The organism is Butyricimonas sp. Marseille-P2440 (assembly GCF_900091675.1).
GTDB lineage: Bacteria > Bacteroidota > Bacteroidia > Bacteroidales > Marinifilaceae > Butyricimonas > Butyricimonas synergistica.
The window spans coordinates 1,875,141-1,892,253 of the sequence record NZ_LT594610.1 but is presented as its reverse complement, the minus strand read 5'-3'; the positions used below and the strand labels follow the sequence as shown (position 1 = coordinate 1,892,253).

14 protein-coding genes are annotated in these 17,113 nt (G+C 48.6%); 9 read left to right on the top strand and 5 right to left on the bottom strand.

Annotated features, from left to right (window positions below; genetic code table 11):
- Nucleotides 1-29 precede the first annotated feature (29 nt).
- Nucleotides 30-1,190: a DUF6051 family protein gene (locus tag BN8899_RS19005; protein ID WP_065220536.1), complete on the bottom strand. Its 1,161-nt coding sequence runs from the start codon at nucleotides 1,188-1,190 to the stop codon at nucleotides 30-32.
- Between the two features lie 202 nt (nucleotides 1,191-1,392).
- On the opposite strand from BN8899_RS19005, the gene BN8899_RS19000 reads away from it, so the two are divergent.
- A complete protein-coding gene (locus BN8899_RS19000; protein WP_065220821.1) occupies nucleotides 1,393-2,031 on the top strand; it encodes a SanA/YdcF family protein in 639 nt (212 codons plus the stop codon).
- Nucleotides 2,032-2,088: 57 nt separating this feature from the next.
- Here BN8899_RS19000 and BN8899_RS18995 read toward each other — a convergent pair whose 3' ends face one another.
- The gene (locus tag BN8899_RS18995; RefSeq protein WP_148375538.1) at nucleotides 2,089-3,249 is read right to left on the bottom strand and encodes a DUF4468 domain-containing protein; all 1,161 of its coding nucleotides are present in this window, start codon (nucleotides 3,247-3,249) and stop codon (nucleotides 2,089-2,091) included.
- A gap of 374 nt (nucleotides 3,250-3,623) precedes the next feature.
- Here BN8899_RS18995 and BN8899_RS18990 point away from each other — a divergent pair, with 374 nt between their 5' ends.
- The 5 genes from BN8899_RS18990 (at nucleotide 3,624) to BN8899_RS18970 (ending at nucleotide 10,331) form a co-directional block, all read left to right on the top strand.
- A complete protein-coding gene (locus BN8899_RS18990) occupies nucleotides 3,624-6,827 on the top strand; it encodes a SusC/RagA family TonB-linked outer membrane protein (RefSeq protein WP_065220535.1) in 3,204 nt (1,067 codons plus the stop codon).
- Between the two features lie 12 nt (nucleotides 6,828-6,839).
- Nucleotides 6,840-8,324, top strand: coding sequence for a RagB/SusD family nutrient uptake outer membrane protein (locus BN8899_RS18985; RefSeq protein ID WP_197496246.1), 1,485 nt, complete (start codon nucleotides 6,840-6,842; stop codon nucleotides 8,322-8,324).
- A 120-nt stretch (nucleotides 8,325-8,444) separates the two neighbouring features.
- Nucleotides 8,445-8,858: a hypothetical protein gene (locus tag BN8899_RS18980; RefSeq protein WP_018335931.1), complete on the top strand. Its 414-nt coding sequence runs from the start codon at nucleotides 8,445-8,447 to the stop codon at nucleotides 8,856-8,858.
- Between the two features lie 223 nt (nucleotides 8,859-9,081).
- Nucleotides 9,082-9,789 (top strand): hypothetical protein, encoded by a 708-nt coding sequence (locus BN8899_RS18975; RefSeq protein WP_065220534.1) that lies wholly within the window; start codon nucleotides 9,082-9,084, stop codon nucleotides 9,787-9,789.
- 32 nt (nucleotides 9,790-9,821) lie between these two features.
- Nucleotides 9,822-10,331: a hypothetical protein gene (locus BN8899_RS18970; protein ID WP_018335933.1), complete on the top strand. Its 510-nt coding sequence runs from the start codon at nucleotides 9,822-9,824 to the stop codon at nucleotides 10,329-10,331.
- An 80-nt stretch (nucleotides 10,332-10,411) separates the two neighbouring features.
- Here the strand turns inward: BN8899_RS18970 and BN8899_RS18965 are convergent, their stop codons facing one another.
- Both BN8899_RS18965 and BN8899_RS18960 read right to left on the bottom strand, forming a co-directional pair.
- Nucleotides 10,412-11,413 carry a hypothetical protein gene (locus tag BN8899_RS18965; protein WP_065220533.1) on the bottom strand — a complete coding sequence of 334 codons (1,002 nt, stop codon included), beginning with the start codon at nucleotides 11,411-11,413 and terminating at the stop codon, nucleotides 10,412-10,414.
- Between the two features lie 127 nt (nucleotides 11,414-11,540).
- Entirely contained in the window at nucleotides 11,541-13,388 is a 1,848-nt protein-coding gene (locus BN8899_RS18960; protein ID WP_065220532.1) for a biotin/lipoyl-containing protein, read from the bottom strand.
- Between the two features lie 206 nt (nucleotides 13,389-13,594).
- On the opposite strand from BN8899_RS18960, the gene coaD reads away from it, so the two are divergent.
- A complete protein-coding gene (coaD, locus tag BN8899_RS18955; RefSeq protein ID WP_018335936.1) occupies nucleotides 13,595-14,068 on the top strand; it encodes a pantetheine-phosphate adenylyltransferase in 474 nt (157 codons plus the stop codon).
- A 121-nt stretch (nucleotides 14,069-14,189) separates the two neighbouring features.
- On the opposite strand, the gene BN8899_RS18950 is transcribed toward coaD, so the two are convergent.
- On the bottom strand, nucleotides 14,190-14,780 hold the full coding sequence (locus tag BN8899_RS18950; RefSeq protein ID WP_018335937.1) for a DUF4251 domain-containing protein: 591 nt from the start codon (nucleotides 14,778-14,780) through the stop codon (nucleotides 14,190-14,192).
- 237 nt (nucleotides 14,781-15,017) lie between these two features.
- On the opposite strand from BN8899_RS18950, the gene BN8899_RS18945 reads away from it, so the two are divergent.
- Both BN8899_RS18945 and BN8899_RS18940 read left to right on the top strand, forming a co-directional pair.
- Nucleotides 15,018-15,587, top strand: a complete 570-nt coding sequence (locus BN8899_RS18945; protein WP_065220531.1) for an RNA polymerase sigma-70 factor — start codon at nucleotides 15,018-15,020, stop codon at nucleotides 15,585-15,587.
- A gap of 95 nt (nucleotides 15,588-15,682) precedes the next feature.
- Nucleotides 15,683-17,113, top strand: coding sequence for a hypothetical protein (locus BN8899_RS18940; protein ID WP_065220530.1), 1,431 nt, complete (start codon nucleotides 15,683-15,685; stop codon nucleotides 17,111-17,113).

Below are 17,113 nucleotides of genomic sequence, written 5' to 3'. Positions count from 1 at the left end.
TCTCTATAAAAAGGGGGCTGAAAAAATCCTTACAGGAAATTCGCCACCCGGTTGAATATGCTCTCGAAGGCGGCATATAGCAATTCCGGGGTTGCGCCCGTGTTCGTCGGGAACGGATTCTGGTGCGAGTATTCATACGGGAAGTCCAGTTCTTCCAGAATCTTCCCGGCGCTGCGGGAGCCTAGGGCTTCCACGACGCCGCAGGTTGGCATGACCGAATCTTTTTTCAAGCTGATGATCCGCAGGCGGTCTTGTGCCCGTTCAAAGAAGGTTTCCCGGTAATCTTGCATGATTTCAGGGCGTATCATCGCTTTGAAGGCTTTTTCCATGAAGTCTTCTTCGTATAGGACGGGAAGCATACGATGTTCTTCGTCCTGCTTCAGGAAATCGTTCATGAAATAGTTTTTCACCCGTCGATATGCCTCGTAATCCATGATGTCCCGTGCGCTGCCGTCCATTTGGCTGAATATCGAGCCCCCGCAAAACAGGAACAGGCGGCTTGCGTCCAGTAGCCCGTCGGGGTTCGCTATCATCAGTATTTGTGCGAGGAAAGCCCCGATAGAGTAAGCAAAGATGTTTACCGAGGTATCCCTTTTGAACAAGGGATGCTGCCCGGTTTTAATCTCCGAGAGTAGTTGCCACAGGTTAAACATGGATTCCTTGCCGGAAATAAAGAAGCGGAGGGGTGTAGCCGAAAGTCGGTAACTTAATGCCACATTGACAAAGGTGGAATTATCTAGGTATTTCACTTCTTGCTTCCGCCGTGCCACCCAGGGCATCAATGCCCGCGGGTTGTACCAGTTGCTCGGGGTACGATTCATGTGGAATGCAATTGGGAATAGAATTACAGCTTTGCCTGTGGCAAGCGCCAGGTATTCTGCCCACGTCAGGTATTTATCCCAATTTCGCTCGTTCAGCCCATGCAAGAGCAGGATCGCCTGATTCATCTTTCGGGCTCCTTTCGGGGTAAAAATAGTGTAGGGAAAACTTTTGTTCTCTTGGATATTGTTGTCCGGGACGGAACAGAATTCGCTCGTCGGGATTAATTGCTGGTATTGTTCGATCTCCTTTACCCCGATGTTCTGGGTGAAGTGATACGGGCGGATTTCTAGAGGTCTGTTCTCTATTTCTATCTTCCTTTCATAAGAGAAAATAGCTTTTAATTGTTTATTCCTAGTGTTGATTTCCATGGTGTTACGATTATATTTTAAAACAAGGACGAATATGGGGTCCTTGTAATGAAATTTACGTGTAAAGGGTAAAATTGTTGGCAAAAAAATGTACTTTTGTGGAGAAAAAGTTAAAATTATAAAGCCCGTGGGGAGAAAAGACATAACGGTTTCGAATAGAAGTGAGAGGCGGAAATCACGTTCACCAAGAAGATTAAAGGTTGTGAAGCGTATTTTCGTGTACGCGTTCGTGTTGCCTCTTTTGCTTTGTTGCCTGGGGATTCTTTTTTGCAATTACCGGATTACCGGTTATGCCAAAGGTCGGATTTTCCGTGACACGACGCTAATCCCGTACAACAAAGTCGGATTGTTGCTCGGTACTTCGCCCCGTGTCAGAAGCGGGAGGAGCAATCCTTATTTTGACAACCGTATTGCTGCTGCGGCAGCTCTGTACGAGGCGGGCAAAGTGAAATATATCCTGATTAGCGGTGACAATCGTCGCCATAATTACAATGAGCCGCAGGCAATGAAAGATTCCTTGCTGAAAAGGGGCGTGCCGAAAGAGGCACTCGTGCTCGACTTCGCCGGGTTGCGCACGCTGGATTCCGTGGTGCGTTCCAAGGAGATATTCGGGCAGGATAGCGTGACGGTAATTTCCCAGCAATTCCATAACGAGCGGGCCATCTTTCTCGCCCGGCATTACGGGATTCATGCCATTGGCTACAATGCCAAGGACGTCGATATTCAACAAGGCTTTAAAACCCAACTACGCGAATTGTTGGCTCGGGTAAAAGTGTATGTTGATTTCTTCACCAGCAAACAACCCCGCCATTTAGGTGAGAAAATAGAGATTCCGGAGTGAAAAAGAATAAAATGAAAGGAGGTGTGTCAAGACACACCTCCTTTCATTTTCAATTGTTTATTTGACCCACACGTTGAGGATTTCCCCGATGAACATCTTGTGCATGGCTTTGCCCGCCCATTGTTTTTTGAGTTGCGGGTCGGAGATGCCGTCGATGTTGATGGTTTGGGAGATCATTTTGCGACACTCGATAATCATCCATGCTTCTGAGAACGCCTTGCTTCCGGAAGGGGTGGTGATGGTGGTCAACCCGGCTCCTTTCACTTTGTCGGCGTCTTTGCCGGAGTTGTGACCGCAATAGTTCAACGCTTCCCGGTAGGTTTCCGTGTAGAAAGTGAGCGTGTAGGTTTCTCCGTTATCCATGAGGTCGTAGGTATAGCGGGCGGGGGAGATGAAACAGAAAGCCACGGGTTTGTTGTACAGGTATCCCAAGCCGCCCCAGCTTGCTGTCATGGGATTGTATTTCTCGCCGTTGCCTCCGGTGATAAGCATCCACTCCTCGGAGAGCATTTTGATAATGTTGCCGGGGATTTTGTCCGGGGCTATCCGTTTGTATCCTTGCAGGGCGTCGCCCGACGTGGCGGCAATGTTTTCCACGGTTTGTGCCGGAGGGGTCACTACCGGGGCTGCGGCTATCGCTTGGGGTGCCGAGGGTTGTACGCCGAGGCTCTTTTCTGCGCCTTCGAATAGGCTCTCGACCATATCCACGGTTTTGATGCGGAATTTGGCGATTCGCTTGATTAGTTTCGTCTGGTCTTTGTTCATGGCTTGCTCGTCGGTGATCCAATCTTCGGCGGGAAGGCGGTCTTTGCTGTCTTCCGGGTAGATATAATGGATGTTCGTGATTTCCATGTCACATTTGCCGGGGGTGCAGATGAAGTTCACCCGGTAGTTCACTTTTGCCCGGTCGAGGGAGAAGGTCTTGTCCGCGAATACCATGTGTTCGCTGCCGTAGCAGGCGATTTGCCCTTCTTCCTTGTTCGAGTACGCTACTTGTCCCCAGTTGCCCTTGTCGGTTTTGAACCGGGTGTTCGCCCATGCTTGTACGGCGTCAAAGATTTGGTCTTTGGATAGGTTGGGAGCTTTGATTTCTTTTTTGAACAACACTTTGCCATTCACTACCGGAACGGCTCCTGCCATGTATTTGATGTCGGTTTCTTCCTGCGCGAACGCGAATGCCGGAAGGAGGCAGAGAATAAATAAAAGACGTTTCATCATAGTATGTCTGTTTTAATAAATATTTCAGTACGGGTAATGCCCTACACCACTTTATTGCCGCCCCGTCAGACCGGGCGAAACAATAGAAGCTGCACTCAAAGTTAAAGAAATATTTTGTATTCAGCCAATAGAATTTGTAATTTAAGATTTATGATTTACGATTTACGATTATAGACGGTTTCGGGCATATTTTTTGGTACGTGGGGAAATTGAGATGTTTTTCCACAAGTTGCGGGGAGATTCCACATCTTCCTGCGGATTCTTTATTTTATATATTATTGAAGTCAAGTTCGTTGTATTCTTCCTGTTATTCACGGTACAATCTTTGAGCGATACTCGAGTAAGGTTATAGAAAATAGATTATAAAAAATTGTATGAAAAAAGTGAAATCTACATTAGCCAATTCGTTTTTATGGATCTTTCTTTTATCAGCATTGCCTTTCACTTTATCCGCACAAGAGGGTGAAGCGAAAGAATTGCGACGTTCCATAAAAGGCAGGGTTCTCGATGAGAATAGGGAGCCTATGGCGGGAGTTCTTATTTTGATAAAAGGAACGACAAGAGGAAGTGCTACCGGAGAGGATGGCAATTATACCTTGAATTTAATGCCACAAGACAGTATCCTTGAATTTAGTTTCCTGGGATATGAATCCAGAACCTTCAAGTTGTCGAAGTCACAGAAAACGTTGAACGTGACCTTGCGCCCCGTCCGCATCCGGATGGACGAGGTGGTAGTGGTGGGTTTCGGAACGCAGGCACGCGAGAAGGTAACTTCCGCCATCACGAAGTTGCCGCTGGCGGCGTTGGAGAACGTGCCCTACACGAATCTCGCGTCAGCCATGCAAGGAAATGTTTCCGGGGTGCAGGTGCAGAGTATTTCCGGGCAACCGGGGGCGGCGCCGCGGGTGATTGTCCGCGGGGGTACTTCCATTAATAACATGAACGGCGCGACGCCGATTTATATCGTGGACGGGATTATCCGTACCGACCTTGCCGACTTGAACAGCAATGACATTGAGTCGCTTCAAGTGTTGAAGGATGCCGCTTCCACGGCGATCTACGGGGCAAGGGCTTCCAACGGGGTGGTTATCGTGACCACGAAAAGCGGGAAGCCGGGAAAGATACAGGCGAATTACTCGTTCGGGCTGACGGTGTCCGAGCCGGGGGAAAAGTACGATTTGGCTTCCGGGCGGGAGTATATCGAGTTGAACCGGAAAAGTATGCAGTATGCTTCCCGCTACAATGCCAGTGCGATGGGGCGGCTCGGGGCGGCTCTCGGTTTCGGGACGGGAAACGACCTGACGAACAACACGGCTTACACGACGCAATACCTGACGGACGCGAACAAGCACAAGCTGAATGAGGGGTGGGAGAGTATGCCCGACCCGATCGATCCTTCCAAGACGATTATTTTCAAGGATACGGATTACCAGGATTTGATCTACCGGACGGCTTACACCTATTCCCATAACCTGACCGTGTCGGGAGGGAACGATAAAGCCTCGTTCTATGCCGGGCTCGGGTACATGGATAGCGAAGGTACGGTAATCACGACAAAATACCGCCGTCTTACGTTCAGTTTGAACGGTAGTCTAAAATTGCGGGATAACCTGAACGTGTTGGGACGGGTGATGTACACCACGTCGAGCAACAACGAGGTGTACGCGCTGGCTGATATTTTCTACCGGGCGGCATCCCTTCCTCCCACGGCGAAATACACGTACGAGGACGGTACGCTGGCGCCCGGGCAGAATCGAAGTATCGGTAATCCCGTCTACCACCTGAATAACGATAAAGCGAAGAACAGCAAGGATAACCTGGCTCTCTCGATTGCAGCCGACTGGGAGTTCCTGCCGGGATTCAGGTTTACCCCGCAATTATCTATGTACAAGTACACGACGGACGGTTATTCCTTCATCCCTTCCTACTGGAACGGTTCGATGACTTTCAACGATACGCGGGAGGCGAAAGGTTTTTTCACGAAGACGTTGCAGGGACAGATGGATTTGGTGTTGGGGTATAACAAGCTGTTTGCCGAAACGCATAACGTGGACGTGAAAGCCGGGTTCTCTTATTTTGGCAGGGAAAAGTCGACGCTGAACGCCGTGGGACAGGGTGCGGCAACCGACCTGATCCCCACGTTGAACGCTTCCGCCTCGGCAAAAAGCGTGAAAGGGGATGAAAGCACGCAAGTGATAGCCGGATTTTTCGGTCGCGTGAATTACGATTACAAAGATCGGTACTTAATCTCGCTGAGCGCCCGTTTCGACGGGGCTTCCAACCTAGGTGAAGACCATAAATGGGGATTCTTCCCGGGGGTATCTGTGGGTTGGAACGTGCACAACGAGAAGTTCTGGGAGCCATTGAGTGCTTTCCAGCTGAAATTGAGAGGTAGCTACGGGGTGACTGGAAATATCAGCGGGTTGGAAGATTTTCAAGCCCGGGGCACCTATGCCGTGGGTAAAATCTATGACGGCACCTCGGCAATACAGAACACCGTGATCCCGAACTCGGAATTGAAATGGGAGCAATCCAAGACATTGGATATTGGTGCGGATATCGGTTTGTTCAACCAACGCGTGGGTATCCTGATCGATTACTACCGCCGCGTAACGGATAACCTGATTACCCAACTTTCTTTGCCTCCTTCCACCGGATTCCCTAATATTTATACCAATTTGGGACGTTTGGAGAATAAGGGGCTCGAGTTGGAAGTGAACGCTAATATTCTCCCGGGGTGGAGTGCCGTGCAATGGACTATGGCTGCCACGGTGACGAAGACAAAGCACAAGATATTGAAATTGCCGGAAAACGGGGTAGAGAATAACCGCATCGGCGGGGAATACGTGTGGGTGCCTTCCCGGGGTGAATACGCCTGGATGGGCGGCACGCAGGAAGGCGGGCGCGTGGGGGATATATACGGTCACGTGATCGACGGCATTTACGCTACCGACGAGGAGGCACAAGCCGACCCGACCGTGAATACCTTGATCCCGGGTAACGATAAGACCAAGTACGGCGGTTATTCCATATTGCGGGATGTCGACGGGGACGGGCAGATCGATTCCAAAGACAAAGTGTATCTCGGGAATTATTATCCCAAGTGGACGGGAGGTTTTTCAAGCAAACTCTCGTTCCGCCGGTTTACTTTCTCTTTCCGTTTCGATTACACGCTGGGGCACAAGATATACAATTACGCCGCCCGTTTCATGAACAGTAACTTACAGGGTGACGGTAACCTCACGAAGAATATGGCGGTGAATTCGTGGAAAGAACAGGGCGACGACGCTTCCATGCCTTGCTATATCTGGAACAATTCGTACTGTCTGCCGGAGAGAGTGAATATTTACGTGGAAAAGGGTGATTTCCTTTGCTTGCGGGAGGTTTCCTTGAGTTACGAGTTCCCCAGGCGGTGGTTGCGGAAAGTGGGGCTTGCCGGGGTGCGCGCGCACGTGACGGGAAATAACTTGCACTATTTCACGAATTACTCCGGATTGAACCCGGAAGAAGGCGGAGAGGACAAAGGACGTTATCCTATCCCGAGAAATATCATTACAGGAATCTCTATCACATTTTAAACGAATCGAGCCATGTGTAAATTGAAAAGACATAACTATTTGGTAGCCCTAGTAATGGGTATGGGACTCACGATGGGGGCTTGCGACATACTGGACGTCGATCCCACGAGCGTTATCACGGCGGATTCCTTCTGGAAGACCGAGGCGGATGCGGAAGGCGGATTGGCAGGAATGTACGTGTACCTGCGGGATAATACCACGGATAATCTTTTTATCTGGGGGGAGATGCGAAGCGAAACGCTGGAATCGGAGGCTATCGTGGGCGATAATTACAAGAAATACCGGGATAACGACTTGAGTGCCAGTTTCGGTCCGACGTGGGAGAAATTCTATGCCACGGTGAACGCCGCGAACCTGATCTTGACGAAGGTGCCGGAAATTCCTTTCACGGATGAGTCCAAGCGTAACTTGATTCTGGCACAAGCCCATGCCATGCGGGCGTACGTTTATTTCACGATGGTGAAGATATGGGGCGGGGTTCCCCTGCGGACGGAGGCAATGGAGGGATACGATGCCTCGAAAGTGCAAAAAGCGAGGGCCACCGAGGAAGAGTTGTTCACGTTTATCAAGGACGATATCGAGGACGCCTTGAAGTTATTCCCCTCCACGGATTTCGAGAAGGGAAGAAACCATTGGTCGAAAGCATCGGCTTACGCCTTGAAGGCGGATGTTTACCTTTGGACGGCTCGCAGGAAAAACGGGGGTGATACAGATTTCTGCGAGGCTCTGGCGGCTTGCGAGGAAGTGCAGAAGATCGCGGGGATTCGCCTGTTGCCCGAGTTTAAAGACGTGTTCGCTTACGAGAACAAAGGGAACGACGAGATATTGATGGCCGTGAGTTACAAGTTGAACGAGGCGGATAATAACTATTTCGACATGATGCATATTTCGCCGGCTACCGTTTCTCCCGATATTGAACCGGATATACTGGCGACAATCGGTGCCGGGGGCGGGCTGATGGAACAGTCGCCATCCAAGCACTTGCGGGAGCAATACGCCCCGGGGGATAGCCGGAAAGATGTTACTTTCTTGGAAATATACAAGAATATAGAAGGACAACGCACGTATTACGGGACGATGGCTATGAAGGGACGAGGTACGGTTGTTTCGGGGGTACGTTATTTCGTGGACGACATTATTCTCTATCGTTATGCCGACGTGTTGTTGATGAAGGCGGAAGCGAAAAACGGGTTGAAACAAGACCCGACGGATGAAATGAAAGAGATACGGGAACGTGCTTACGGGGAAGACTACGGGAATCACGAGTTCGTGAACGGCAGCCCCGAGGAAAACGACGTTGCCATATTGCAGGAAAGATTGCTGGAATTCGCGTTCGAGTGCAAGCGTTGGTGGGATCTGGTGCGTTTCGACAAAGCATTCGAGCTGGTGCCCTCGCTCGTGGGACGCGATGACCCGGATTTGCTCTATTTCCCTATTCCTAACACCGTTCTGAGCCTTGAACCGCTGGTGGAACCTAATCCGGGATGGCCGTTGTAATGCGGGCTAAGGCATTAGCCCGCTATTGACTTTACGAACGAATCGGTCGGAAGTTCTTTTTGAATTTTCGACCGATTTTCATATTTTAGCACTTTGAAATAACTGAAAAAAGATGTAACTATGAATGTAGAGGTGCTTGAAAGGCTAAAAGAAGAATACGGGGAAGACGGCGACGTGATTCAATTGTACGAGGATTGGGGGGATACTCCCTATTTACACGAGATTTTCCAAATCTTGGATGGCATTGAGCCCGATTGGACGCTGGAACGGGAGTTGGGTAGTTGGGCGGCTGAGTTTATACTGGATATTTTACAAGAGCAGGAGGACGAGTTGGATAGTTTGTCCGCGGAAGAGCGGGTAAAGTTATTTCAGGAAGAGGTCGACGAACGCTATGCCGATTTTAAAAGTTGCCACCAGTTCGCGCGCGTGAACAATCTCTCCATGCAATTTGAAGAAGACGAGGACACCGATTGCCAAGAATTGGACGAGTATATTGCCGAGGACGGCGAGGAAATAGGTTTTCCCAGGTATTAGCTAGAATCCTGTGTGTTTCCCCGTGTCTTCTCCTACTCTTCTCCAACTTTTACCTATCTTTTAAACGGTTGTTATTCGATTGTTATTCGATTGAAAAACGAAATAATGCGTTTAATACTTGTTATATAATGGAATTTTTCCTACTTTTGAGATAGGGAAGAGTGGGGGAAGGATTAGGGAAGTGAGCGGGAAGAATGAGTAATAACCTTTAAACGATAAAACGATGGCAATCATAAAAAGCGATCTTTTCAATGAAATGTCGGGACGTGTGGGGCGCAACCTGTTCGCGTATACCCGTATGGGGCAAGTCATCCTGCGGCGGGGACCGGGACCGCGAAAGAAAAGTAGCCAGGCGCAGGAGGTATGCATGAGTTCCGTGACGTGCATGAATATGTTGTATTCGGCTGTGCGAAGGATCATGAAGTGGGAGGTGTGGAAATTAGCGGGAGCCCCGCACGGGAAGATGGCGAACAATTATTTCGCGCGGGTAAACAAGGGAATATTCGACGAGCGGCGGCAAATCAGGAGCTATTCCCAGCTGGTGCTGACAGAAGGAACGTTATGCAATCCCGCGGGGATGGCGGTAAACTACACGGGGCAGGGACTACGGTACGAGGTAACCTGGGTGGCGGAAGACGGTCCCGGGGCGAGAGCGGGGACAAGTGAGTTACAGGTAATCCTTCTGTTGGATCACCCGCGAGAAGATTTTTTCGGCTTTTACCAAGATTGGGCGATTGATGTGGAGGGAACGAGGGACGGAGGATGCGGCGGCTTCACCGTGGCGGAGGATTTTGCCGACTTAGCTCGCCGGAAAGGCATAGCGACGCTGCAAGTCTATTGCTTCTTTGCCGCCCCGGACCGGAAGGCTTTTTCCCGGAGCACGCATTTTGAGATACGGTTGGACAACGTTGCTGTTATTCACCAGGAATAATTATCTTCGCGTCAGTTTAAATTTATGTGATTATGAAACGAATTTGTAGTATTTTATTCATTGCTTTTTTCGCGTTTTTTGTGTCTTGCTCGGACGACGACAACGACGAGGTGCCGGTACCCGACCGGAAGGCGGAACAAATTCTCTCGACGAGTTCCCTGTACCAGTCCTTGAGCCGCCAGCCGGAGATGTCCGGGAGTTTGATGATTGCTACCGCCAAGCTGGCACAATACGATGACATCACGGCGCTTCTCCCCTTGGACGACAAGGCGGAGGAGGAGCGGGGGATCGCCCGCGGGCGATGCCTCTCCGAGTGTTTTGAGGCTATCGCACGCCAGCCGGAGGCTTACGACCTGATCGACAAGGCGGCGGAGAAATTCCTGGGGAGTACGGCGACGGAAACTATGTCCGCTAAGATACTGGAGTATTCCCGCCTTTACGCGCTGGCGGGCTTGAACTCGGGTTTGTCACGTGACCCGGAGATTGTGGAACTCTACGGCAAGTTCAGCCAGAAGTACCTTGGCGTGGCGCTAGAGTTATAAAGCTTATAAATTGTTGAAAAGTGAATAGGGTGTGTTTTTGATACCACACCCTATTTACGTTATAAATTTCGTTGAACTTGTTAATCGAACCTGCTGTTTGGGAGGAGGAAGGGAAACTTGTGCTCCGTGCCGTCCTTGAACGTGCATATCCAGTTATCGGATTTGTCTCCGCTTCTCCGGATTATCATTCGCCACTCGCCGATTTTCTCGTCGCGGTCGGTGAACACGACCACGTTTTGGCGCATGTTTGCCTGGAAGAGCTCGTCGCACATGTCTAGGGTGCGCTCGTCGTCCTGGCCAAGCACGTTATTCAGTAACGAGACGATGTTATTGAACTGGAGAAACTTCGAGCGGAGGCGGACGTTGTTGTATTCCATCGTGATGTTGGCGTCGTTCTCCGTGGAGTCCAGCCGGAACAAGTAGGAGCTTCCCCCTTCTTTGCTGTAGTTTATCTCGTTGATGGTGTATCGGGTCCTGGAAACGATGTCGCTAGAGGATATCGTGTGCTCGATGTGCATGTAATAAGGGGGATATTCTCCCGTCATGCCGGTTGTTTTCCCCGAGTTCGTTTCTTGACGCGTGAGCGCGCACAGGAGTTGCCCGTCCTTGAATGTCTTTTGCGTCACGCGTAACCCGGAAGAGTGGTCGACCGCGAAAACGAATTCCAGGTCATTCCTCGAGTCGTCGGTGACGGACGAGGGGAGCAGTGCGGTCATGAACCCGTTGGCGTCGATCGTGGTGTCGAAGTCCTGCTTCTGCCTGTTCCAAGTCAACCGCACGCCGGTGAAGCCCGTCGTTGCGCTTGTTTCCGGGGCGGCGGAGCGTGCCAAGGAGTATATAGGCATTTCCAGCCCGTAATGGTCGATGACGTCTTGCAACTTGGTGTCGGTTTCCCTCATGTGTTCGTTTATTTCCTTGTATAGCTCCTCGCACGAGTGGATGTTTCCATTGATGAGCTCGATGAGTTCGGCGGGGGTGTGGTTGCCGTACGGTTTGTCAAAATCGGTGATGACTTTCTCGTCATCGTCGTCGTTGCATGCGGCGAAAGCGAGCAGGCATAACGCGTACAATAGTTTTCTCATGAATGTTCCGTTTTAAATTGTTTATCAATACGTGTGATCGGGAGGCAAAAATAACGATAATTATTGGTATCATGAAATTAGGGGTTGTGTTTTGACACAACCCCTATTTCTATTTTGGAAGTTAAGGTTATAGTTTTTCGATTTCGATTAATTTAGCCCCGGCACTGACTGATTTGCCTTCTTGGGTAAGAATACGTTTTACTTTACCGTTGTAGTCGGATGTGATGTTGTTTTCCATCTTCATGGCTTCGAGTACAAGCACGTTCTGTCCTTTGGTCACCATGTCGCCCGGTTTCACCAGGATCTTGAAGATGTTTCCCGGCATGGGAGCCTCGATAACCTTTCCCGTGATGGGTTCGTCTTTTTGAATATCTTCTTTCTGTTGAGTTTGTCCTTCCTTGTGTGTGGCCAGGTAACGGGCTTCTTTTTGTTTCGTCAGGAAGGTCTTGGCAACAGCGGGGAAGAGTTCCAGCAAAAGAACTTCTTTTTCGTTCTCGGCTAATTTCACGCCACCGAATTCGGTCAATACAGGATTTTCTTGCATTTTGTATTTAGAAGTGTCATACGGGGTTTCCTCGCGGGTACCGGCAATTTTCAGACGGAATTCCGGATCAACCGGCACGGGAGTTTTACCGTATTCTCCTTTTACCAGGGCAACGAATTGGTTGGAGGTGTTGGAGTACATTTGTTTTTTGTTTTTGATATCCAAAGCGCAGTTCACGGCTTGGGCGCCCACGATCTGGCTGGTCGGGGTTACCAGTGGAGGAAGACCTGCCGCCAAACGAACGGTGGGGATCAATTTCATGGCGTCCTCGAGAATGTCCATGGAGTTCAGTTGTTTCAATTGGGCAACCATGTTGGTGTACATACCCCCGGGGACTTCGGCTTTTTTCACGAGTTCGTTCGGTTTCGGGAAGTTGAAGTAAGCCTCGATGGCGTGGCAAGCTTGCAACAAGGCTTCTTCGTTGTTGCTCTTGGCGGCGGCGATGGCATCGTCGAACAATTTGTCGATGTTAGCCGGCAGCGTGTCCGTGAGCGGGTTGAACGGATTCGGGAATTGTTTAACAGCGTCGAACGCTTCCAATTCTTTCCGGATGTTGTACAGCTCTTTATTGATTTTGGCAACAGCTTCCATGTTAACGTCCATCTCGATGCCTAATTTCTTGCAGAAGATGTAAATCAACTCGATAGCCGGGGCCGCGGGACCACCCGCGAAGTTCCAGATATTGGTATCCACGATGTCCACGCCGTTCACGATAGCGCTGAGCACGGCGCCCAGACCGTAACCGGGGGTACAGTGGGTATGGAAATCTACCGGGATTTTCAGGTTTTTCTTGAAAAGCGGAAGTAATTCGGCAATGCGGCTCGGGTTGATCAATCCACTCATGTCTTTGATGGTAATCATGTCAGCGCCGAGGGCTTCCATTTCTTTTGCCTTATTCAGGAAATATTCATTCGTGAAAACGGGTTCCGGGTTCTTTTTGCCTTTCAGCTTGTCTATTAGGCTAAGCTTCGGGTATTTGGGGTCGATCGTGTAGCAAACGGCGCAATCCGCCATGCCACCGTATTTTTTCACGTATTTGATGGTGGATTTCACGTTGTTCACGTCGTTCAAAGCATCGAAAATACGCATGATACCTAGACCGGATTCGATGGCGTTCTTGCAGAATCCTTCGATAATCTCGTCGGTATAAGGAGCGTAACCGAACAGGTTACGACCTCTGGATAGGGCTGTCAATTTGGAAACATCACCGACAACAGCTTTGATTTTTTCCAGACGGTCCCACGGGTTCTCGTTCAAATAACGCATCACGGAGTCGGGTACAGCACCGCCCCATACTTCCATCGCGTAGAATTTAGCGTCTTTATAGAAAGGTAACACGCGGTCCACTTGATTTTGATTCATTCTGGTAGCGAATGAAGATTGTTGACCGTCTCTTAATGTCAAATCTCTGATGAGTAATTTTCGTGTCATGTTTTATAAGAATTTAATTGTTATGTGTTTATTCTATTTTTAATGCTTCAAATCTATTGAAAAGAAAGGAGTTTTCCTAATAAAATTCTCGAAAAAACGAAGAAAAACTAACAAATTTTTGGATAATTGACAAAGATGATTTTAATTTGTAACTTGAGATCGGATGTTTTATTTTAAAGCATCAAGTGAATTATAAAAAATGCGTCATGGAAAGAATTGCTGTGTTCCCGGGATCTTTTGATCCGTTTACTATCGGTCACGAGGAAATCGTGAGAAGAGGGTTGAAAATCTTTGATAAAATCATTGTTGCCGTGGGTATTAACGCTGTAAAGCGAGAGTTCTTGGATGTCGATACCCGTATCGCGATTATCGAAAAGGTATTCAAGGGTGAGGATAAGGTAAGCGTGATGAGTTATTCCGGTTTGACTGTGGATTTCTGTGAGCAACAGCATGCCGGTTTTATTATCCGGGGATTGCGTACGGCTGCCGATTTCGAGTACGAGCGGGCGGTGGGACAGATTAACAAGGCGATGGATTCCAATGTGGAGACCATGTTCTTGCTGACGTCGCCCGAGCATACTTTTATCAGTTCGACGATTGTCCGGGATGTGTTTATGAATGGTGGCGATGCGACTAAATTTCTGCCTTCTCATGTTACAACGGAGGATTTACGACAATAAGGAGACCTTTTGATTTAGATGGGTTATTATCGGATATAAGCTAAAGAGGGCGTTCGGAAACGCCCTCTTCACGTGTGAAATTGAGTTATTGAATATTAAACGAGAGTATTTATATAGTTATCTAGAAACTAAATCCGCTCTGGAATATATTCGACTGGCTATATGGAACCAGATTGCCCGAGAAGGTTAATTCCCGTCCGTTCGTGTTGGAACTTACGGTGGCGGTAGCGTAGTTACTGCCGTAACTCATACGCACGGTTACTTGGGCAAAAAGGGCGGCTCCCATGACGTTGAACGTGTAGGTGATGTTGCCGTTTTTATCCACTCTCTGGTTGATGCTGGAAGGCCAGCCGGTCAACGTGATTCCGCCTAGCCCGTTTGGTCCGGGGTTAAACCCGTTGAATGCCAGTTGCACGGATACTTGGTTGTTGTCCATGGCCACGAAGTTCGTGTTGTTGGTAACAGGTATTGCTCCCCCGAAATTGTTGAACAGGGTGTTGGCTTGTAATACCCAACTGTTGCTTTTGAGGGCTTTTACGGCATCCTGATAAGCGATCATATTTTGTTGTTCACGTACCATTTTCCGGTGCATACGCATACATGCCCTGTGTGCTTTTCTCTTTTCCCTTGTTTCTTTTTTGGTTTGTGCCTGCATGGCAAAGTCACTGAAAAGGAATGTAGTCATTGCCAATAAAAAAATAACTTTTTTCATAGCGTCTCTTTTTTGTTTTTATTAATTAGTTTAGCTTGTTCTATGGCATATACGGCAATAAGAGCGAGAGGGTTTAATTTCTCGTTGAAAAAAAGTTTAATAATTTATGGTTTCTGTGTTTTAAAGCGGAAAAATAATTTCTAAAGTTGGAAAGAGAGGAAAAAAGTCTATTTTTGTATTCTTGATGAGGGATAGGTTTCGGGGGTGATGATTTGGGGTCGTAAATCGATGGGCTGCATGGAAGAAGCGGATAAAATATTGGTGCTTTTGAAGCAGGGGGATAAACATGGGCTGGAATTACTTTTCCGGCATTTTTATCGTCCCTTGGTGATGCATGCCTTGAAATTTTTGCCGCGGCAGGAGGAGGCGGAGGACGTGGTGCAAGAAGTGTTTATCAAGTTTTGGGAACGGAAGCGTTTCGATATGATCGATCATTATTTGCGTTCTTATTTGTACCAGGCTGTGCGGAATCGTTGCCTGAATATTTTGGAGTCCCGGGCGGGAATAACCATGAAGCCGGTGGAGTCGCTGCTGGAGTTTTCCGACACGGAAACCCCGGACGATGCGGAATGGAATGACCGGGTCGAGGAGATCTACCGTGAAATTGACCGCTTGCCCGACCGTACCCGGGAGATTTTTACGGCAATCGTTCTGGATGACAAGCGCTATAAAGAGGTGGCGGAAGAATTGGGCGTTTCCGTTAACACGGTGAAGACGGCGCTTTCCCGGGCTTTGGCTACATTACGGTCTAATTTAAGCGAGGGGGCTTATCTTGTTGTTTTATTGGTGGTTTTAGGAGGTAATTGATTTTTTTCGTAATTTTTTATTGATTTTTGTCACCCATTTTTTTCTTTTTCCTGTCGTAGGGGCAAATTTATAGGATAACCAAAACCAATAGGATTATGAGAAAAAATAGAAAATGGTGCTTATTTTTTGTGTTTTCCGTATTAGCAGCGGCCTGTACGGTAGATGCTTATAATGTATCCTCCTCGAAGTCGGAAGCAGAGGAAAACAAACCTTTGAGTGAAACCTGGAGTGCGAGCCCGGAAGATCATTATTGTCTGAATGTGGTGTATTACGTGCCGGCGGATATGGACACGTTGAAATTGTGGCACAAACGTTTGTCCGGACTTACCTTGAACACGCAAGCTTTTTTCAAGGATAATATGGCGCGTTACAAGTACGACAAGACGTTCGGGTTGGTCGTGAACGACTCGAACAAGAATTATATCCAGATGTCGTATATCAAGAGCAAGCGGGAAACTGCCAAGATGAAACTTGCCGATGCGCGGGAGATGGCGAATGAGGTGATGGAATATTTCACGACGAATCCCTCGGAAAAGCGGAGCAATCATTTTTTGGTGTATCTGCCCTCCTATACCGGGTCGTTTATCAACACGGTGTACTTGGACCCGAGCGGGCGTGGGGTACCGGACCACGCGATCACCTTTGCGGGGTGTGACGGCGAAAAGTTCGATTCCAAGTTTTTGAAGTCTGCCCGGGGGCGTGCGGCTTATCTGGGGAGTTTAGGGCAAGTGATGTACGAGCAGCTGTATTCCTTCTTGATTGCCGGTAATAATGGCCTGGTGACGGATTCCCGTTTTTCTCTCGGGGGAAATATCGGCAATACTGGTGGTGGCATATTTAATTATACCAAGTATTATGACATTCCGGACAAGATTACCTTGACGCCGATCGACGCCTTTTGGCTGAATGAGATACAAGTGTTTAATAAAGTAAGCGACCAACACGAATATATACCCGTGGAAGACGTGGAGGTGGAAGGCGTGAAGTTCTCGTGGCTGGATGCCGAAGAAGGTATTTTCGGACGGGATTCCTTGTGGGTGGAGTGTACATTCCGTAGTTCCGATGATTTGATTAGTGCGGTGATGTATCTTGATCCGTGGAGAGGCTTAACTGACGTTGCGCATAAAGACCCGAACCAACGGACGGATGAGGATGCCATGGCTTATTTGAAGAATAGCAGTGAGTTTGAAAAGGTGGGTGAGAATACGTATAAAGTTTCCTTTTTGTTGCTGTGGAGCGAGATGAATCCGAGGAGTGTCGATTATGTGCCGGGGGTAAGAGATCCTTCGTTATCGAATGTAGACGATCCGTCGACCCCGTATATAGAAACCAATCAAATTTGTAAAGCCGAAATCCGTTTCCGGTTTATCGGGAAAGGCGGAATGGCCTGCCCGCAACCGGGTGTATCGTTGAAAGGTGATTGGGACTCGAATTTCCGTTGGTATTTCCAGATTCGGCGTTACAGGACAGATGATTATTCGATAAATATTAATGTGCCGGATATTGTAGAACGTTATACAGAATAA